This is a genomic window from Pantoea sp. AS-PWVM4, assembly GCF_000468095.1.
GTDB classification, from domain to species: Bacteria; Pseudomonadota; Gammaproteobacteria; order Enterobacterales; family Enterobacteriaceae; genus Pantoea; species Pantoea phytobeneficialis.
In genome coordinates, this window is record NZ_ASZC01000015.1 from 101,851 (window position 1) to 116,869 (window position 15,019).

The 15,019-nt window shown below is 54.1% G+C and carries 16 protein-coding genes; 9 read left to right on the plus strand and 7 right to left on the minus strand.

What is annotated here, in order from left to right:
• The first annotated feature begins 28 nt into the window (after nucleotides 1–28).
• From proP to L579_RS14120, 3 genes are all read left to right on the plus strand, one after another.
• Nucleotides 29–1,534, plus strand: coding sequence for a glycine betaine/L-proline transporter ProP (proP, locus tag L579_RS14110; protein ID WP_021184892.1), 1,506 nt, complete (start codon nucleotides 29–31; stop codon nucleotides 1,532–1,534).
• A 122-nt stretch (nucleotides 1,535–1,656) separates the two neighbouring features.
• On the plus strand, nucleotides 1,657–2,634 hold the full coding sequence (gene hemB, locus L579_RS14115) for a porphobilinogen synthase (protein ID WP_021184893.1): 978 nt from the start codon (nucleotides 1,657–1,659) through the stop codon (nucleotides 2,632–2,634).
• A 114-nt stretch (nucleotides 2,635–2,748) separates the two neighbouring features.
• Nucleotides 2,749–3,717, plus strand: coding sequence for a GGDEF domain-containing protein (locus tag L579_RS14120; protein WP_021184894.1), 969 nt, complete (start codon nucleotides 2,749–2,751; stop codon nucleotides 3,715–3,717).
• Nucleotides 3,718–3,824: 107 nt separating this feature from the next.
• Here the strand turns inward: L579_RS14120 and L579_RS14125 are convergent, their stop codons facing one another.
• Nucleotides 3,825–4,832, minus strand: a complete 1,008-nt coding sequence (locus tag L579_RS14125) for an alpha/beta fold hydrolase (RefSeq protein WP_021184895.1) — start codon at nucleotides 4,830–4,832, stop codon at nucleotides 3,825–3,827.
• Nucleotides 4,833–5,160: 328 nt separating this feature from the next.
• On the opposite strand from L579_RS14125, the gene L579_RS14130 reads away from it, so the two are divergent.
• The gene (locus L579_RS14130; protein ID WP_021184896.1) at nucleotides 5,161–5,655 is read left to right on the plus strand and encodes a helix-turn-helix domain-containing protein; all 495 of its coding nucleotides are present in this window, start codon (nucleotides 5,161–5,163) and stop codon (nucleotides 5,653–5,655) included.
• 74 nt (nucleotides 5,656–5,729) lie between these two features.
• On the opposite strand, the gene L579_RS14135 is transcribed toward L579_RS14130, so the two are convergent.
• The 3 genes from L579_RS14135 to L579_RS14145 form a co-directional block, all read right to left on the minus strand.
• Nucleotides 5,730–6,002, minus strand: coding sequence for a DUF1471 domain-containing protein (locus tag L579_RS14135; RefSeq protein ID WP_021184897.1), 273 nt, complete (start codon nucleotides 6,000–6,002; stop codon nucleotides 5,730–5,732).
• A 123-nt stretch (nucleotides 6,003–6,125) separates the two neighbouring features.
• Complete coding sequence (locus tag L579_RS14140) at nucleotides 6,126–6,476, minus strand: hypothetical protein (protein WP_021184898.1); 351 nt, start codon at nucleotides 6,474–6,476, stop codon at nucleotides 6,126–6,128.
• A 60-nt stretch (nucleotides 6,477–6,536) separates the two neighbouring features.
• Nucleotides 6,537–7,613: a nickel/cobalt efflux transporter gene (locus tag L579_RS14145; RefSeq protein ID WP_021184899.1), complete on the minus strand. Its 1,077-nt coding sequence runs from the start codon at nucleotides 7,611–7,613 to the stop codon at nucleotides 6,537–6,539.
• A gap of 94 nt (nucleotides 7,614–7,707) precedes the next feature.
• Between L579_RS14145 and L579_RS14150 the strand changes: the two genes are divergently transcribed.
• The gene (locus tag L579_RS14150; protein WP_021184900.1) at nucleotides 7,708–7,983 is read left to right on the plus strand and encodes a metal/formaldehyde-sensitive transcriptional repressor; all 276 of its coding nucleotides are present in this window, start codon (nucleotides 7,708–7,710) and stop codon (nucleotides 7,981–7,983) included.
• Between the two features lie 61 nt (nucleotides 7,984–8,044).
• Here L579_RS14150 and L579_RS14155 read toward each other — a convergent pair whose 3' ends face one another.
• The 3 genes from L579_RS14155 to L579_RS14165 are packed head-to-tail and all read right to left on the minus strand — an operon-like array spanning nucleotide 8,045 to nucleotide 10,934.
• Complete coding sequence (locus tag L579_RS14155; RefSeq protein ID WP_021184901.1) at nucleotides 8,045–9,337, minus strand: NAD(P)/FAD-dependent oxidoreductase; 1,293 nt, start codon at nucleotides 9,335–9,337, stop codon at nucleotides 8,045–8,047.
• Nucleotides 9,338–9,357: 20 nt separating this feature from the next.
• Nucleotides 9,358–9,780: a RidA family protein gene (locus tag L579_RS14160; RefSeq protein WP_021184902.1), complete on the minus strand. Its 423-nt coding sequence runs from the start codon at nucleotides 9,778–9,780 to the stop codon at nucleotides 9,358–9,360.
• Nucleotides 9,781–9,794: 14 nt separating this feature from the next.
• On the minus strand, nucleotides 9,795–10,934 hold the full coding sequence (locus L579_RS14165; RefSeq protein WP_021184903.1) for a tyramine oxidase subunit B: 1,140 nt from the start codon (nucleotides 10,932–10,934) through the stop codon (nucleotides 9,795–9,797).
• A 178-nt stretch (nucleotides 10,935–11,112) separates the two neighbouring features.
• On the opposite strand from L579_RS14165, the gene L579_RS14170 reads away from it, so the two are divergent.
• From L579_RS14170 to L579_RS14185, 4 genes are all read left to right on the plus strand, one after another.
• Complete coding sequence (locus L579_RS14170; RefSeq protein WP_036626732.1) at nucleotides 11,113–11,946, plus strand: helix-turn-helix domain-containing protein; 834 nt, start codon at nucleotides 11,113–11,115, stop codon at nucleotides 11,944–11,946.
• A 149-nt stretch (nucleotides 11,947–12,095) separates the two neighbouring features.
• Complete coding sequence (locus L579_RS14175; RefSeq protein ID WP_036626733.1) at nucleotides 12,096–13,493, plus strand: APC family permease; 1,398 nt, start codon at nucleotides 12,096–12,098, stop codon at nucleotides 13,491–13,493.
• Between the two features lie 498 nt (nucleotides 13,494–13,991).
• The gene (locus tag L579_RS14180; RefSeq protein WP_021184906.1) at nucleotides 13,992–14,474 is read left to right on the plus strand and encodes an Hcp family type VI secretion system effector; all 483 of its coding nucleotides are present in this window, start codon (nucleotides 13,992–13,994) and stop codon (nucleotides 14,472–14,474) included.
• Nucleotides 14,475–14,519: 45 nt separating this feature from the next.
• Nucleotides 14,520–15,002, plus strand: coding sequence for an Hcp family type VI secretion system effector (locus L579_RS14185; RefSeq protein ID WP_021184907.1), 483 nt, complete (start codon nucleotides 14,520–14,522; stop codon nucleotides 15,000–15,002).
• The last annotated feature ends 17 nt before the right edge of the window (nucleotides 15,003–15,019 follow it).

The window sequence follows — 15,019 nt, forward strand, 5'->3', positions numbered from 1 at the left end:
CTTTCTGATTCCAGGACAGGGTAACCTCATGAAAATTCGTAGGAAACGTGTAAAACCGATCGGGCTGGATGATGTCACCATCATCGACGATAGCCGTTTACGTAAGGCCATCACCGCGGCATCTCTGGGTAACGCGATGGAATGGTTCGATTTTGGTGTGTATGGCTTCGTGGCGTATGCGCTGGGTAAGGTGTTTTTCCCGGACGCGACGCCCGGTATTCAGATGATCGCCGCGCTGGCGACCTTCTCCGTCCCCTTTCTGATCCGTCCGCTGGGTGGCCTGTTCTTCGGCATGCTGGGGGATAAATACGGTCGGCAGAAAATTCTCTCGATAACCATAGTTATTATGTCGATCAGTACCTTCTGTATCGGCCTGATACCTTCGTATGCGTCTATCGGCATCTGGGCGCCGGTGTTACTGCTGCTCGCCAAAATGGCGCAGGGCTTCTCGGTGGGCGGTGAATATACCGGCGCGTCGATCTTCGTCGCCGAATACTCGCCGGACCGTAAGCGTGGCTTTATGGGAAGCTGGCTGGATTTCGGTTCCATCGCCGGTTTCGTGCTGGGTGCCGGTCTGGTAGTACTGATCTCCACCATTATCGGCGAAGACCGCTTTCTGGAGTGGGGCTGGCGTCTGCCGTTCTTCCTTGCGCTGCCGTTAGGCATCATCGGGCTGTATCTGCGCCATGCGTTGGAAGAGACTCCGGCCTTCCAGCAGCATGTGGACAAGCTGGAACAGGGCGATCGTGAAGGTTTGCGTGACGGCCCGAAAGTCTCGTTTAAAGAGATCGCCAGCAAACACTGGAAAAGCCTGCTGGCTTGCGTAGGTCTGGTGATTGCCACCAACGTGACCTATTACATGCTGCTGACCTATATGCCGAGCTACCTGTCGCATAACCTGCACTACTCGGAAGATCACGGTGTGCTGATTATCATCGCCATTATGATCGGGATGCTGTTTGTGCAGCCAGTGATGGGGATGCTGAGTGACCGTTTTGGCCGCCGCCCGTTTGTCATTATTGGTAGCATCGCGCTGTTCATCTGCTCCATTCCGGCGTTTATGCTGATTAACAGCGGCGTGATTGGGCTGATTTTTGCCGGTCTGCTGCTGCTGGCGGTGATCCTGAACGCCTTTACCGGTGTGATGGCCTCCTCGTTGCCCGCGATGTTCCCGACCCATATCCGCTACAGCGCACTCGCCAGTGCCTTCAACATTTCGGTGCTGATTGCCGGTCTGACGCCGACCGCCGCCGCCTGGCTGGTGGAGTCCACCAACAATCTCTACATGCCGGCTTATTATTTGATGGTGATTGCGGTGATTGGTTTGGTCACCGGCCTGTATATGAAAGAGACGGCGAATAAACCGTTGATTGGCGCAACGCCTGCGGCATCCGACATTGAAGAAGCGCGTGAAATCCTCCAGGAACATCACGACAACATCGAGCAGAAAATCGAAGATATCGATGCCGAGATCGCGAAACTGGAAGCGAAGCGTAAAAACCTGGTGCAGCAGCACCCGGATATCAACGAGTAATTCTCCCTCCACTCCCGCTTCGGCGGGAGTTTTCATTTGCTGCGCAGCACACAAACCTTCATCCACCGCCGTGAAAAGGAGTAGACTGGCGCTACTTTTTTCACCTGTAAGTAAGAATGAGCATGTCTGATTTTTCTCTTATCCAGCGTCCAAGAAGGCTGCGTAAAAGCGCCGCGATGCGTGAAATGTTCCAGGAAACCAGCCTGAGCCTCAGCGATTTGGCGCTGCCCATCTTCGTTGAAGAAGGGGTGGATGATTACAAACCCATTACCGCCATGCCAGGCGTGATGCGTATTCCCGAAAAACGTCTGGCGTATGAAATCGAGCGTATTGCCAAAGCGGGTATCCGTTCGGTGATGACCTTTGGTATTTCGCACCACACCGATGCCACCGGCAGCGATGCATGGAACGAAAACGGCCTGGTGGCGCGTATGTCGCGCATCTGCAAAGACACCGTGCCAGAGATGATCGTCATGTCTGACACCTGTTTCTGCGAATACACCAGCCACGGCCACTGCGGCGTGCTGTGCGACCACGGTGTCGATAACGACGCTACCCTGATTAACCTCGGCAAGCAGGCAGTGGTTGCCGCACAGGCCGGTGCCGATTTTATTGCGCCGTCAGCGGCGATGGATGGTCAGGTTAAAGCGATTCGTCAGGCGCTCGACGCCGCCGGATTTACCGATACCGCCATCATGTCCTACTCCACCAAATTCGCGTCTTCGTTCTACGGCCCGTTCCGTGAAGCGGCGGGTACGGCGCTGAAAGGCGATCGCAAAACTTATCAGATGAATCCGATGAACCGCCGTGAAGCGATTCGCGAATCGCTGATTGATGAAGCGGAAGGGGCCGATTCCCTGATGGTGAAACCGGCCGGAGCCTACCTTGATATCCTGCGTGATATCCGCGAGCGTACCACGCTGCCGCTGGCTGCCTATCAGGTAAGCGGTGAGTACGCGATGATCAAATTCGCCGCGCAAGCCGGTGCCATCGATGAACGCAATGTGGTACTGGAAAGCCTCGGTGCCATTAAGCGCGCCGGGGCTGATTTGATTTTCAGCTATTTTGCCCTTGATCTCGCCGAGCAAAAAATGCTCTGATCACCGTTACGCTTATCAGCCGTTGTTTGGCGGCTGATAAGTTATTACGGCCATCTTTTGTTGTGGCACAACACCAGTTCTGTAGCACCTGCATCCTATAAGAAGAGTAACGCGATGAAAGCACCTGCACTGCCCGCAGACGAGTCATATCGTCTGGCTCAGTTACGTGCGCTCAACATTCTGCATACCCCGGCAGAAGAGCGTTTTGACCGCCTGACCCGCCTCGCCCGTCGTCTGTTTGGCGTGCCGATTGCGCTGGTAAGCCTGCTGGAGGAGGACCATCAATGGTTCAAATCTATCGCGGGACAATCCGGTGAAACCGCGCCGCGCAATACCTCCTTTTGCGGCCATGCCATCTTACAGGATGATGTGATGGTGGTGGAGAATGCGCTGGAAGACGAACGTTTCCACGATAATCCCTTAGTCACTGGCGAGAGCCCAGTACGCTTCTATGCGGGTTGCCCGCTGCGTACCCCTGCCGGTGCCAAAGTCGGCACCCTGTGCATTGTCGACCACCATGCCCGTGCGTTTGATGCCGAGGATTGCCACACGCTGCGCGATCTGGCGGCGATGGCGGAAGCTGAGCTGGTGGCTTTCCAGACCGCCACCTCCGACGAGCTGACACAAATCACCAATCGCCGTGGCTTTATGACGCTGGGGCAACTGGCGCTGAACGAATGTCAGTTGAAGCAGTTGCCCGCCAGCCTGACGTTTCTCGACCTCGACCGCTTTAAAGAGATCAATGACACCCTCGGCCATCGTGAAGGCGATCGGGCGTTGATGGATTTTGCCGATGCAATGAAGGTGAGTTTCCGTCATGCGGATCTGTTCGCACGTCTGGGCGGTGATGAATTTGTGGTGCTGTTTAACGGCCTGCAACAAGCAGATGCCGAGGGAGTACTGGAGCGCTTTGATCGGTTGCTGCAAAAACAGACGCGCGATCTGAACCGGCGCTATCAACTACATTTTTCGTCCGGCATCGTCGAGTTTGATCCACACCACCCGTTGTCGCTGGAGCAACTGCTGGAAAGCAGCGACGAACGGATGTATGCCGCGAAAAAACTGCGTAAACAGACGCGATAAACCGCAAACAACTTGCACGATAAATCGCAAACAACTTGCGCGATAAATCGCGCCGCTACGGAATAGGTGAAATCGGTAGCGGCGCGATTCATCGCGCGGTGTTGACCTTACCGCGCCAGGTCATCAATCAACGTCTGATTAAACTTCTGTGGTTCTTCCATCTGCGGCGCATGCCCCATACCGGGGAATTCAATCAGGCGCGCGCCAGGGATCAGTTTCGCCACCTGTTTACCCAGCACATTGTAATGCCCCAACTGCGCTTTCACCGCTGGCGGTGCGATATCACTACCGATGGCGGTGGTGTCGGAGGTGCCGATCATCAGGGTGGTCGGCACTTTCAAATCTTTAAATTCGTAGTACACCGGCTGGGTAAAAATCATGTCGTAGATCAGCGCTGAGTTCCAGGCGACCTTTTTATGCCCCGGACCGCTGTTTAACCCAGCCAACATATCCACCCATTTGTCATATTCCGGCTTCCACTGGCCGACGTAATAGGTTTGCTGCTCATACTTTTTGATACCGGCGGCGTTGAGTTTCAGCTCGCGTTGATACCACTGATCCACCGAACGCCAGGGCGCGCCTTTGGCTTTCCAGTCTTCCAGACCAATCGGGTTCACCAGCACCAGTTTTTGCGTCTGCTGTGGATACATCAGCGCATAGCGCGTAGCCAGCATGCCGCCGGTCGAGTGGCCGACAATCACCGCCTTATCGACACCCAGTTGCTGCAATAACTGATGGGTGTTCTGCGCCAGTTGCTGGAAGGTGTATTGATAATTCGCGGGCTTGCTGGAACTACAGAAACCAATCTGGTCCGGTGCCACCACGCGATAGCCCTGCTGGCTCAGTGCCTTGATGGTGTCTTCCCAGGTGGCACCGCAGAAGTTTTTGCCGTGCATCAGCACCACCGTCTGCCCATTGGCATGCTGCGCGGGCTGCACATCCATATACCCCATGCTGAGCGTCTGCTGCTGGGAGGCGAAGTTAAAGTGCTGCAACGGATAAGGGTACTGGAATCCTTCCAGTTGTTCTCCATAGACGTTGGCGGCAAACGCTGATGCGCTGCTCATCAGCATCAGCGAAGAGATCAATAACTTCACGGGAAAACGTAACGCCATCAGGACATCTCCTGTCAGATCAAAAGATCGAGTGTGGCATGTTACGCGTATCGCTGTATTGATGGGCCGTGCCATCAGTAAATTTCCCTGATGTATGGCAACCGATGTGGCGCAAAAAATCAGGTTATGGGATTTACGTTAACTAATTAGGGTTAAATCAGGATATTCCCTCAACAAATAAACAACATATAACGGTCAAATCTCACGAGTTGCGAGAATAGTCTGATAGCAGAAAAATAAACCTCAACTTCCTGATAAAACTTTACGTAACAAGGCACACGGAAAGATAAGTTAAATTACACTGTGCGCACTGACCTGGAGGTGCTATATGCAAGAGAGAAAATACAATGAAGGTGTCATTCTCGCCGTAACTGAATGGATTGTTGAAAACTTAGATCAGCGTTTAAGCATTGATGATATTGCGCAAAAATCTGGTTATTCAAAATGGTATTTGCAGAAACTTTTCGCCCGTTGCCATAATGAAACCCTGGCACGTTTTATTCGCAAAAAGAAACTGGCCGCCAGCGTTGTCGAGCTGAAAAACAGCGAAGCAACGATTATCAGCCTGGCCGTAAAATACCATTTTGAAAGCCAGCAATCTTTTACCCGTTCATTTAAACAAATGATGGGTTGTACCCCGCTTGCATGTCGTAAAAAACAATTAAGCGGCGAACGGCAACAGCAACTGACAGAATGTGAAGATCCTTGCGTCTTGTGTCGCCTGGAATCTGTCGCCAACAGCAAAGAGATGCCAGAGATTCTGCCACCACCGATGCGGTCGGGTCAGTTTCCGGTGCGCCGAATTGACTGTGTGATGCAATGAGACAAAGCGCGATAATCGCGCTTTTTTTATCGTGTCTTTCAGGCAAAAAAAAGCCCCTTTCGGGGCTTTTCGCATTATTTGTAGACCTGGGCTACCGCGTCAAAATTATTTCCGTGTTGGCGTGCAGCCTCGACCACATAATATTTTCCGCCTTTCTCATCGGCCATCTCTGACAGACGTTGATGCAGATCCATCGGCGAACTAATGGCACCGCCAGTATCGGATACGCTAATATTTCCCAGCGACTCAAGTTTAAAGTGTTCCGCTTCCTGCGCAGAAATATTATTGGCGGCCATAACCGGTACGCTCGCACCAAGCAGCAACGCAGACAGAATATATTTTTTCATCAGCTCGTCCTCTTCAATTGTCGTGGTAATTTTCTATGGCTATTGTCCAATTAATCGCCACCCGACATTGATCTTTTTGAGCACTTATTATTCGTAGCTAAATGATTTATCGCGCCAAACCATTTAGCCCTGTAATTCCTGACCCGGTAATAATTTTTCCGACATCAAACGGCGGCATTGGGTACGGTCCTGATGGGCTTGCTGTTGCAGTTCAGGCGACAAGCCTTGCCACACCATTTGCAGATGCTCACCGAGACCGCGCTGGAAGTGAATTTTTTGCAACGCATAGTCTGAATTGCTGCCTTCAATAATCTGCTGCATATCCTGCACCGAATTACTGCGCCCATCATGGGTTAAGGTACAAAACATGGCGATGTAATACGCTTTGTCCTCATCACTGTAATGCGGCGTAAACCACCAGACCAAAGCGCTGATGATGATCAGCAACGGCAGGATAAATTTCAGTTTTAACATGGGGAAAATAACCAAATGGAAAAAAACGCCGCGATGTTAACAGATTCGCGGCGTTGCGGTTTAGTGCAGGATGCCACTTAGCCCGTGATAACCCATATAAAGTGCCACCAGCGCGATCAGGGTGCCGGAGAACCAGGGCGCACGGCGTGCCAGCGTATCCAACCCCTGCCAGCGCTGGGTGGCTTTTTGTACGCTTAACGCGGCAGCGGCCCCCACCCCTACCAGCGTCAGTGCCAGGCCAATGCTGAAGCACAGCACCAGCGCAGCGCCAAGGCTGAAGGCTTTCACCTGAATGCACAGCAACAGTACCGTGATGGCCGCCGGACAGGGGATCAGGCCGCCGGTTAAACCAAACAGGATGATCTGCCCGTTGGTCACTTCACGGCTGGCAAAACGCTTTTTGATATCGCTGGCATGGGCACGCTCATGCGCATCCTGAAAACTGCCATCATGCTCGCCAGGTGCGCGCTGGACCTCCCCCTGCTGCCAGGCCACATCGTAATCATGGGAATGACCAGCATGACCGAGTGACAGACGCGCATTGAAGGTATGCGGTTGTGGCACCGCCAGTGTCGATTGCAGGACACCGTCCTGTGCGGCGAAGGTAAAGATTTGCGAGAACCCCATTCCGCGCCGGGTCGCAACGCTAACCTGACCGGGCTGCCATGCCGCGCCATCCAGAGTACGCAGTTGCCAGTGACCCTGATGCAGCGCCAGTTCAATATGGCCGTGCCCGGTGTCGATCACCTGCGCATCTGCCCGCTGCTCGTGCTGATGTTTCTTGCGCTGCTGCTCGCTTTGCCAGGTACGCCAAATCATCCAAAGCGCGGTTGCCAGAATGATAATGGCGGAGATCAGTTGGAACCAGGGTTCGGCAGTATCGGCCGTCAGCTTGCGGCTGACATACATCCCCCCTAACGCGACCAGCCAGACAATCAAGGTATGCGACAGGGTTGCCGCCAGCCCCAGCATCACTGCCTGCTTAACCGTGCCGCGAATCGCCACGATAAACGCCGCCATCATGGTTTTTGAATGTCCCGGCTCCAGGCCGTGTAATGCCCCCAGCAAAATTGCACTGGGGATAAACAGCCAGGCGCTGGAGGTGCCCTGGCTGATCAGGGCGGCAAAATCAGTCATATTTTCTCTCATTGTCACGGTGTGGCAGATGCAATTGTCTGACACTGCGAATATACTATACCCCACTATAGTATTGATCAACGGATGTCACGCCATGTCTCATACCCTGAAAGACCAAAAGAAATTGCTGGCGCGCGTACGCCGCATCAAAGGCCAGACCGAATCACTGGAAAAAGCGCTGGTGGGCGGGGAAGAGTGTCTGAAGGTGTTGCAGCAGGTCGCAGCGGTGCGGGGGGCGATTAACGGATTAATGAGTGAGTTGCTGGAAGGACATATTCGCGAGCACCTGATGAACCCACACGCCAGCGAGCAAGAGCGCAACGCCGATATGGAACAGATTATTACGGTGGTGCGCAGTTATATGAAGTAACAACATCGCGCGATAAATAGGTGTGGATTACGTAGCGGCGCGATTTATCGCGCCTTTTTCCTCAAAATCGCTCAAACCGATACGGCGTGGGGTCGATCAGCGGCGTATGACCGGAGACCAGATCGGCCGCCAGCTGCCCGGCTGCCGGTGACGTACCGAAACCGTGACCGGAAAAACCGGTCGCCAGCGTCAGACCCGGCAAGCTGGCAACCGGGCCGATGACCGGGTTCGAATCGGGCGTCACATCAATCACCCCAGCCCAGGCCTGCGCCAGCTCGGCTTGTTCAAACACCGGCCAGGCCGCACGCAGATTACGCATCGCCTCCTGATTGAGCGCCGGGTTAGCCGCCGGATCGAGCGTACGAACACGTTCGAACGGCGAACGTCGATCGCCACGCCAGCGTCGAGCCAGCGCCAGGTCTTTAACAAAATAGCGGCCAAGCGAGATACGCAGATTGTCCCGCGCATGACGCAATTGGGGTAAATAGCGCGTCCCCAGCAGCAGATGGTCGAGGGTCAGCGGCGCATCCAACGCGCCACGCTGAGTAATAACAAATCCACCATCCTGGTGTTTGCGGAACGAGAAATCCGGCGCACCCACGGCGATATGGGTTGGCCCCTCCATCGGTTTAGTGCGCATCACCGAACAGATCAATGGCAGTGTCGGCAGCGCAATACCCTGGTTGCCAAGGAAACGCCGCGACCAGGCTCCCGCCGCCAGCAGCACCTGGTCACAGCGAATTTCGCCACGTTCGGTAATCACCCCGCTAACCTTGCCGTCGCTGGTTTCCAGCGTACGCACCGCGCACTGCTCAGCAATGATCGCCCCGCGCGCGATAGCCGCTTTCGCAATCGCGCTGGCAGCGAGCGTCGGTTCTGCCCGACCATCGGAGGCGGTGAAAATCCCCCCCGCCCAATGACCCTGCCCTCCCGGCACCCGTTGTGCAATCTCCGCTTTGCTCAGCAATTGCGTATCCAGCGCCAGCGGCGCTACCGCCTTAAACCAGCCTTCATGCAGCGCCATCTGGGCTTCATTGCGGGCGATAAACATAATGCCCGCCTGACGATATCCCACATCGCTGCCAACACGCGCCGCCATGCCCGCCCACAGACGATCGGCGGCCTGCGCCAGTGGAATATCATCGGCAGCACGGCTGGTTTTACGAATCCAGCCCAGATTACGCGATGACTGCTCGCCCGCGATGCGGCCTTTTTCCAGCACCACCACCGGGATGTTGCGCTCCGCCAGCGTTAGCGCGGCGGTTAAACCGACAATGCCGCCGCCAATAATCACCACCGTGGTGGCGGAGGGGAAAGCGGCAGAGGTGGTAACGGGGGTAATTTGCGGTGACATAACGCGCCTCCTGTGATGCCTTACAGCGCCACGGTGATTTCCTGTACTGCGGCCTGACCGGCCCCACGGTATGCCGTAACCTCCAGCTCCACCTTGTAAACCGTGGAACCCAGCGGCGGGCAAGTCACGGTGGTGGCCGGGTTGATGCCACGAAACTTCTCGCCGATGATGGCCATTACCGTCGGCACATCGTCCGGTTCCTGAATAAACACCCGCGAGAACACCACATCCTTGAGCGAGGCATCAATCGCCGCCAGCGCCGCTTCGATATTGGCAAACACCTGCAAGGTTTGCTCCGTGACATCGGCCGGAATCTCCTTGCTGACCGGGTTGCGGCCTGCGGTATTGGAGACATAAATCCAGTTATCCACCGCGACAATGCGTGAATAACTGCCCATCTCTTCAAATTTTGAACCGGTTTTTACTTTAATAATCTGCGTCATGCTGGTTTCCTTGGTTAGCTGAGTACCGGGGTTTCCCACAGGTTTAATTTCACGCCGATGCCTTTTGCGATCGCGTTGCGATACACCACCGTGCCCCAGGCAACGTCTTCCACCGGCATACCACCGACGGACATGATGATGATCTCTTCATCGTTTTGGCGGCCAGGTGCATCACCGGCAACGATTTTGCCGATATCTTCCAGTTGCTCCGCCGCCAGCTTGCCCTCGGCGATCATGTCCATAAAACGCACGCCGATAACCGGAATGGTTTTATGGGCAGGTTTCGGCACCTCCTCGAACCACGCCTGATACAGGCCGGTGTTATCCAGCACTTTGCGCACATCGGGTTGCTCCATCCCGGCGTCGATGTTGCACAGCGCAGGCATGGCAAGAAACGCCCCTGGCTTTACCCACTCGCGTTTGACCAGTGGATAGCTGTCCGGGTCGCCCACCTCGCCGGAACTGCAATAGGTCACGATGTCGGAGTCACGCACCACCGCTTCGAGGGTATCGACGATTTCAATATGTTTGATTTGCGGATACGTCTCCTGCACCCAGGTGAGGAAGTTATCGAGGCTACGCTGCCCACGCCCCTTCACTTTGATGGTGTCGATCAGCGGGCACACCGCGATAAACGCGGCGACGGCGGTTTTACCCATCACCCCGGGTCCCAGCAGGCCAATTACGCGGGAATCCTTGCGTGCCAGATGGCGCGCGCCCACGCCGGGTACTGCGCCGGTGCGATACGCCGACAACAGGTTCGCTGACATATGCGCCAGCGGAGCACCGGTATCCGCATCGTTAAGGGTGAACATCAGAATCGAGCGCGGCAGTCCTTTTTCGCGGTTGGAGATATTCGAGCCATACCATTTCACTCCGGCGGTACAGAAGCTGCCGCCGAGATAGGCGGGCATCGCCATTAAACGTCGGTCAGCCGTGGGCTTCGGCATCGTGGGAAAGGGTGAGTTTTCCGGGAAGGTCACCATCGCGCCGTGCGAATCGTTATTGGCCCCGGCCATGCGGTAGTCGCCTTGATACAGCAGGCCAAACATCTCCTCCATGGTATCGACACAGGCAGGCATGTCGGTGACGCCTGCGCGGATCATGTCCTGCTCCGACAGGTAGATAAAATCAATCCGGGTTGAATCTGTCATGGCTAACCCCTTTTCAGTCTTCGTTCGTATTCCCGCCAGCGCAGTGCGTCTGGCGTGCAGGTGGATGCCTTTAGGAATACGTGACTGGATTCGGGCTGTATTGAATATTTGCGACATCCGCGTGGCACAGCGCTTGCATGATCCCGCTATCCCTGTTCAGCCTGTAGCGGAGCGCGCGATGTCTGAGAATTCCCTTTATCGTCATGGCGGCAGCTTTCACCCGGAACAGCCGTTTTTCGTGCTGAATGCCGCGCAACATTACTCCGTGATCGCCTCAGAAAACCCGGCGATTTCACACTTTTACAGCTTTGATGTCGCGCAATCGGCAGGCATGACGCTGGCGATTCCCGATGGCTGCGTCGATATCGTGTTTGATTGCGATGCGCTCAACCCGAAAGGGCGCGTGTGCGGCACCACGCTGGAAGCACGCGGCGCCGACATGCTGCACAACCATCATTATTTTGGCGTGCGGTTCGCGCCAGGCGTTATCCCCGATTTTCTTGATGTGATGGCAGAGGAGATCCCCGACCATGAATTCAGCTTTCTTGATGTGGTACCTGATGCCCGACTGGCGTTTGAACAAATTGTGCAAAGCCACAGCTTTTCACAGCAAATTTCGTTATTTAACGCCCACTTCACGCCACGGCTGGTGCGCAAAGCCTCATCGGTAACCGCCTTTATCATCCACGCGATGCGCCAGCAAAAAGGCAATATTCGCGTCGATCAACTGGAAGCCCTGACCGGTTATACCTGCCGCACCATTCAGCGGCAGTTCCGCCAGGATACCGGTTTGTCGCCCAAAGCCTTCAGCCGCATTCTGCGCTGCCAGTCGGCGCTAACCAGCATCCATGCGCAGGGTAATATTTCCTTTAGCGATCTGGCGTTTAACCTCGGATTCAGCGACCAGTCCCACTTCCTGCGTGAATTTAAGAAGTTCGTCAGCACCACGCCCTGCGACTATCAACGCCGGATTGCCCACGACGCGTTGTTCCATCGCTTGCGCTATCACTGAGCACTAAAACGGTGCAACTCTGCACCGTTGCTCTGTCCGATTTTTTCTATCCGTCATCGTCATCGCTGAGAAATGATGCAGCGAAGTTACCTGCTTCAGGCGACGCAGATCGCCTGAGAAATTTCACTCTCTCCATAGAGGCGCTGGCGATGAACAACGATACCGGTTTACGCAAAAATACGTTGGGCTTGTTTTCTCTGGTCTTTTTTGTGGTGGCGGCGGCGTCGCCGCTGACTGGCGTGGTCGGTGGCCTGCCGGTGGCGATTATTTCCGGCAATGGCGGTGGCATTCCGGTGTTTTACATCCTGTCGTGCGTCATTTTGATGCTGTTCGCGGTGGGCTTTATCGCCATGAGTCGCCACGTCAATAACGCCGGTGCCTTCTATACCTATATCTCCAAAGGTCTGGGAGAAAACTGGGGCGCATCGGCGTCGGTACTGGCGTTAATGGCCTACTTCTCCATCCAAATCGCGATTGTCGCCATGCTCGGCTTCTTTACCCAGCTGTTCCTTGAAGAACATCTCAGCACCCATATTCCCTGGTGGGCGCTGAGTATGTTGTTTGCGGTGATTGCCTGGGTGCTGGGCATCAAACGGGTTGAGGTGGGCGGTAAGTTACTGGGCGTGCTGATGCTGGCCGAGGTCGCGATCGTGCTGCTGACCGATGTGATGCTGCTGGTGAAAAAAGCCGGTCCTTACACCTTCCAGTCGTTTGAGCCGTCCGTGTTTATGCAAGGCAACCTCGGTATCGCCTTTATCTTTACCATCGCCGCCTTTATCGGTTTTGAATCAACGGCGATCTATGCCGAAGAGTGCCGCGATCCACAGAAAACCGTGCCACGCGCCACCATTTGCGCCCTGCTGCTCATCACCGCCTTTTTCTGCTTTACCAGTTGGTCGCTGGTGCAGGCCTATGGCTTCGATGAAATTGTGGCCATCGCCAGCAAAGATCCCGGCAATTTTGTCTTCAACATCACCCGTCAGTATGTCGGCCAGTGGGCGGTGGATACCATGTCGGTGTTGTTGATCACCAGCCTGTTCGCCGCCACCCTGGCGTTTCACAACAATATCTCCCGCTATCTGTTTAGCATCAGCCGTGATGGTCTGATCTGGAAAGAGCTGTGCAAAACCCATCCCACCAACGGTACGCCACATAACGCCAGCCATCTGCATAGCGTGATTCTGTTGCTGTTACTGGCGGGGATGGGCAGCGCCGGGCTGGACCCGATGGTGCACATCTTTGCCATCGGTTCGGCGGTCGCTACCCTGTGTATCCTGATTCTGCAATTGGGCGTGTCAGCGGCGGTGGTGCTGTTTTTCCGTCGCGTCGTAACGGATGACAGCCGGTTTCAGGTGTTCTGGGCACCGCTGCTGTCGATTATTTGTATGACCCTCACCATCATTCTGGTGGTGAACAATCTGCAATCCCTGAGCGGCAGCGATTCCAGCGTGGTGAAGATGATCCCGTGGTTTATCGCCGCCTGTGCGCTGGCGGGTTACGGCATGTCATTGAAGCGTGGAATGAAAGTGGCGGTGATAAAAAAATAATCTGCCTTAGCTGCTTTAACTCAGTTTCCCCCTGAATATCCCCATACGTAGCGGCGCGATTTATCGCGCTCTTTTCAGGCTGTGGCATGACCTGCAAAGACCCGCGCGATAAATCGCGCCGCTACTCAATGCACCATCGTTTCCCGCCCCACTCTTCCCAACATTGGGCAACATCATTCAGTTTCAGAATCATCCTAATAAAATCGTTAACACTGTTAATTTATTGACATGAAGCCGTGTTAAATTTTACTAATGTATTATGGTGCCATCGCGTATTTACGCGATGATAATCAGATCCAATCTCTACACAAATAAGTGACATATCAGCTTTAGCAGGCCGCAATATCACCTCGATTTATTCAGATAAATCTGGTGAAAAGTGACATTGCGGTGACAGAATTATCTCCATATTAACTGGCTTGACACCATTTTCACGTAACCGAGTGAGATGCGTATCTCATTTATCTTTCATGGAAAAAACAATCAGGAAATCAGGTAATGGCTATTGATATTTATTTGAAAGTTGACGGAACAACCGGTGAGTCCCAGGACAGCAATCACAAAGGATGGACCGATGTACTCTCCTTTACATGGGGGGCTGCACAACCGGGAAATATGTCAGTTGGCGGCGGCGGTGGTGCTGGCAAAGTGGCTTACCGTGATCTGAATATTAAGGCGTTGATTGATAAATCCACCCCGGCGATTTTGAAGTTCTGCTCCAGCGGTAAACATGTCGATAAAGTCGAGCTGTCAGTTTGTAAGGCCGGTGGCAACCAGGTTGAATATTCAAAGATCACCCTTGAAGACGTGCTGGTTACGCAAACTGATTTCAACGGCGTGGGTCAGAGCGACACCATCGTGGTGGATTACGCCTTCCAGGCGGCCAAAGTCTCCATGAGCTATTGGGAACAGGGCGAGAGTGGTACCAAAGGTGCCGAAAGCAAAGTGAGCTGGGACATTAAGCAAAACAAAGAAAGCTAAACACGCATGACACCCTGATATCACGACAAGGCGATGGTAAACACAATGGCGATAGATATTTTTTTAAAAGTGGATGGCATCAATGGTGAATCGCAAAATGCGAATCACAAGAACTGGATCGATGTGTATTCATTTAGCTGGGGTGCAAAGCAACCCGGTAATATGGCGGTGGGGGGTGGTGGTGGCGCAGGTAAAGTGAATTATCGTGACCTTACTGTGCAGGCGCTGGTTGATAAAGGTACCCCGGCGTTACTGAAATATTGCTCCAGCGGCAAACATATTGCCAAAGTTCAACTGTCAGTCTGCAAAGCCGGCGGTCAGGAAGTCGAATATACCCTTATTACGCTGGAAGATGTGTTGGTAACACAAACCGATTATATCGGTGTAGCACATGGATCAACCCTGGGTATGGAATACGCATTTCAGGCCAGTAAGGTGGCGATGGAATATTGGGAACAGACTTCGCAGGGGAATAAAGGCGCGTCAGTGCAGATGGGTTGGGATATCAAACAAAACAAAGAAGTCTAACCACGCTCGGGGGCGTT

Bases quoted from the DNA above. Each gene is read 5' to 3' on its own strand.
- proP (WP_021184892.1), top strand. From the start codon at position 29: ATGAAAATTCGTAGGAAACGTGTAAAACCGATCGGGCTGGATGATGTC.
- hemB (WP_021184893.1), top strand. From the start codon at position 1,657: ATGTCTGATTTTTCTCTTATCCAGCGTCCAAGAAGGCTGCGTAAAAGC.
- L579_RS14120 (WP_021184894.1), top strand. From the start codon at position 2,749: ATGAAAGCACCTGCACTGCCCGCAGACGAGTCATATCGTCTGGCTCAG.
- L579_RS14125 (WP_021184895.1), bottom strand. From the start codon at position 4,832: ATGGCGTTACGTTTTCCCGTGAAGTTATTGATCTCTTCGCTGATGCTG.
- L579_RS14130 (WP_021184896.1), top strand. From the start codon at position 5,161: ATGCAAGAGAGAAAATACAATGAAGGTGTCATTCTCGCCGTAACTGAA.
- L579_RS14135 (WP_021184897.1), bottom strand. From the start codon at position 6,002: ATGAAAAAATATATTCTGTCTGCGTTGCTGCTTGGTGCGAGCGTACCG.
- L579_RS14140 (WP_021184898.1), bottom strand. From the start codon at position 6,476: ATGTTAAAACTGAAATTTATCCTGCCGTTGCTGATCATCATCAGCGCT.
- L579_RS14145 (WP_021184899.1), bottom strand. From the start codon at position 7,613: ATGACTGATTTTGCCGCCCTGATCAGCCAGGGCACCTCCAGCGCCTGG.
- L579_RS14150 (WP_021184900.1), top strand. From the start codon at position 7,708: ATGTCTCATACCCTGAAAGACCAAAAGAAATTGCTGGCGCGCGTACGC.
- L579_RS14155 (WP_021184901.1), bottom strand. From the start codon at position 9,337: ATGTCACCGCAAATTACCCCCGTTACCACCTCTGCCGCTTTCCCCTCC.
- L579_RS14160 (WP_021184902.1), bottom strand. From the start codon at position 9,780: ATGACGCAGATTATTAAAGTAAAAACCGGTTCAAAATTTGAAGAGATG.
- L579_RS14165 (WP_021184903.1), bottom strand. From the start codon at position 10,934: ATGACAGATTCAACCCGGATTGATTTTATCTACCTGTCGGAGCAGGAC.
- L579_RS14170 (WP_036626732.1), top strand. From the start codon at position 11,113: ATGTCTGAGAATTCCCTTTATCGTCATGGCGGCAGCTTTCACCCGGAA.
- L579_RS14175 (WP_036626733.1), top strand. From the start codon at position 12,096: ATGAACAACGATACCGGTTTACGCAAAAATACGTTGGGCTTGTTTTCT.
- L579_RS14180 (WP_021184906.1), top strand. From the start codon at position 13,992: ATGGCTATTGATATTTATTTGAAAGTTGACGGAACAACCGGTGAGTCC.
- L579_RS14185 (WP_021184907.1), top strand. From the start codon at position 14,520: ATGGCGATAGATATTTTTTTAAAAGTGGATGGCATCAATGGTGAATCG.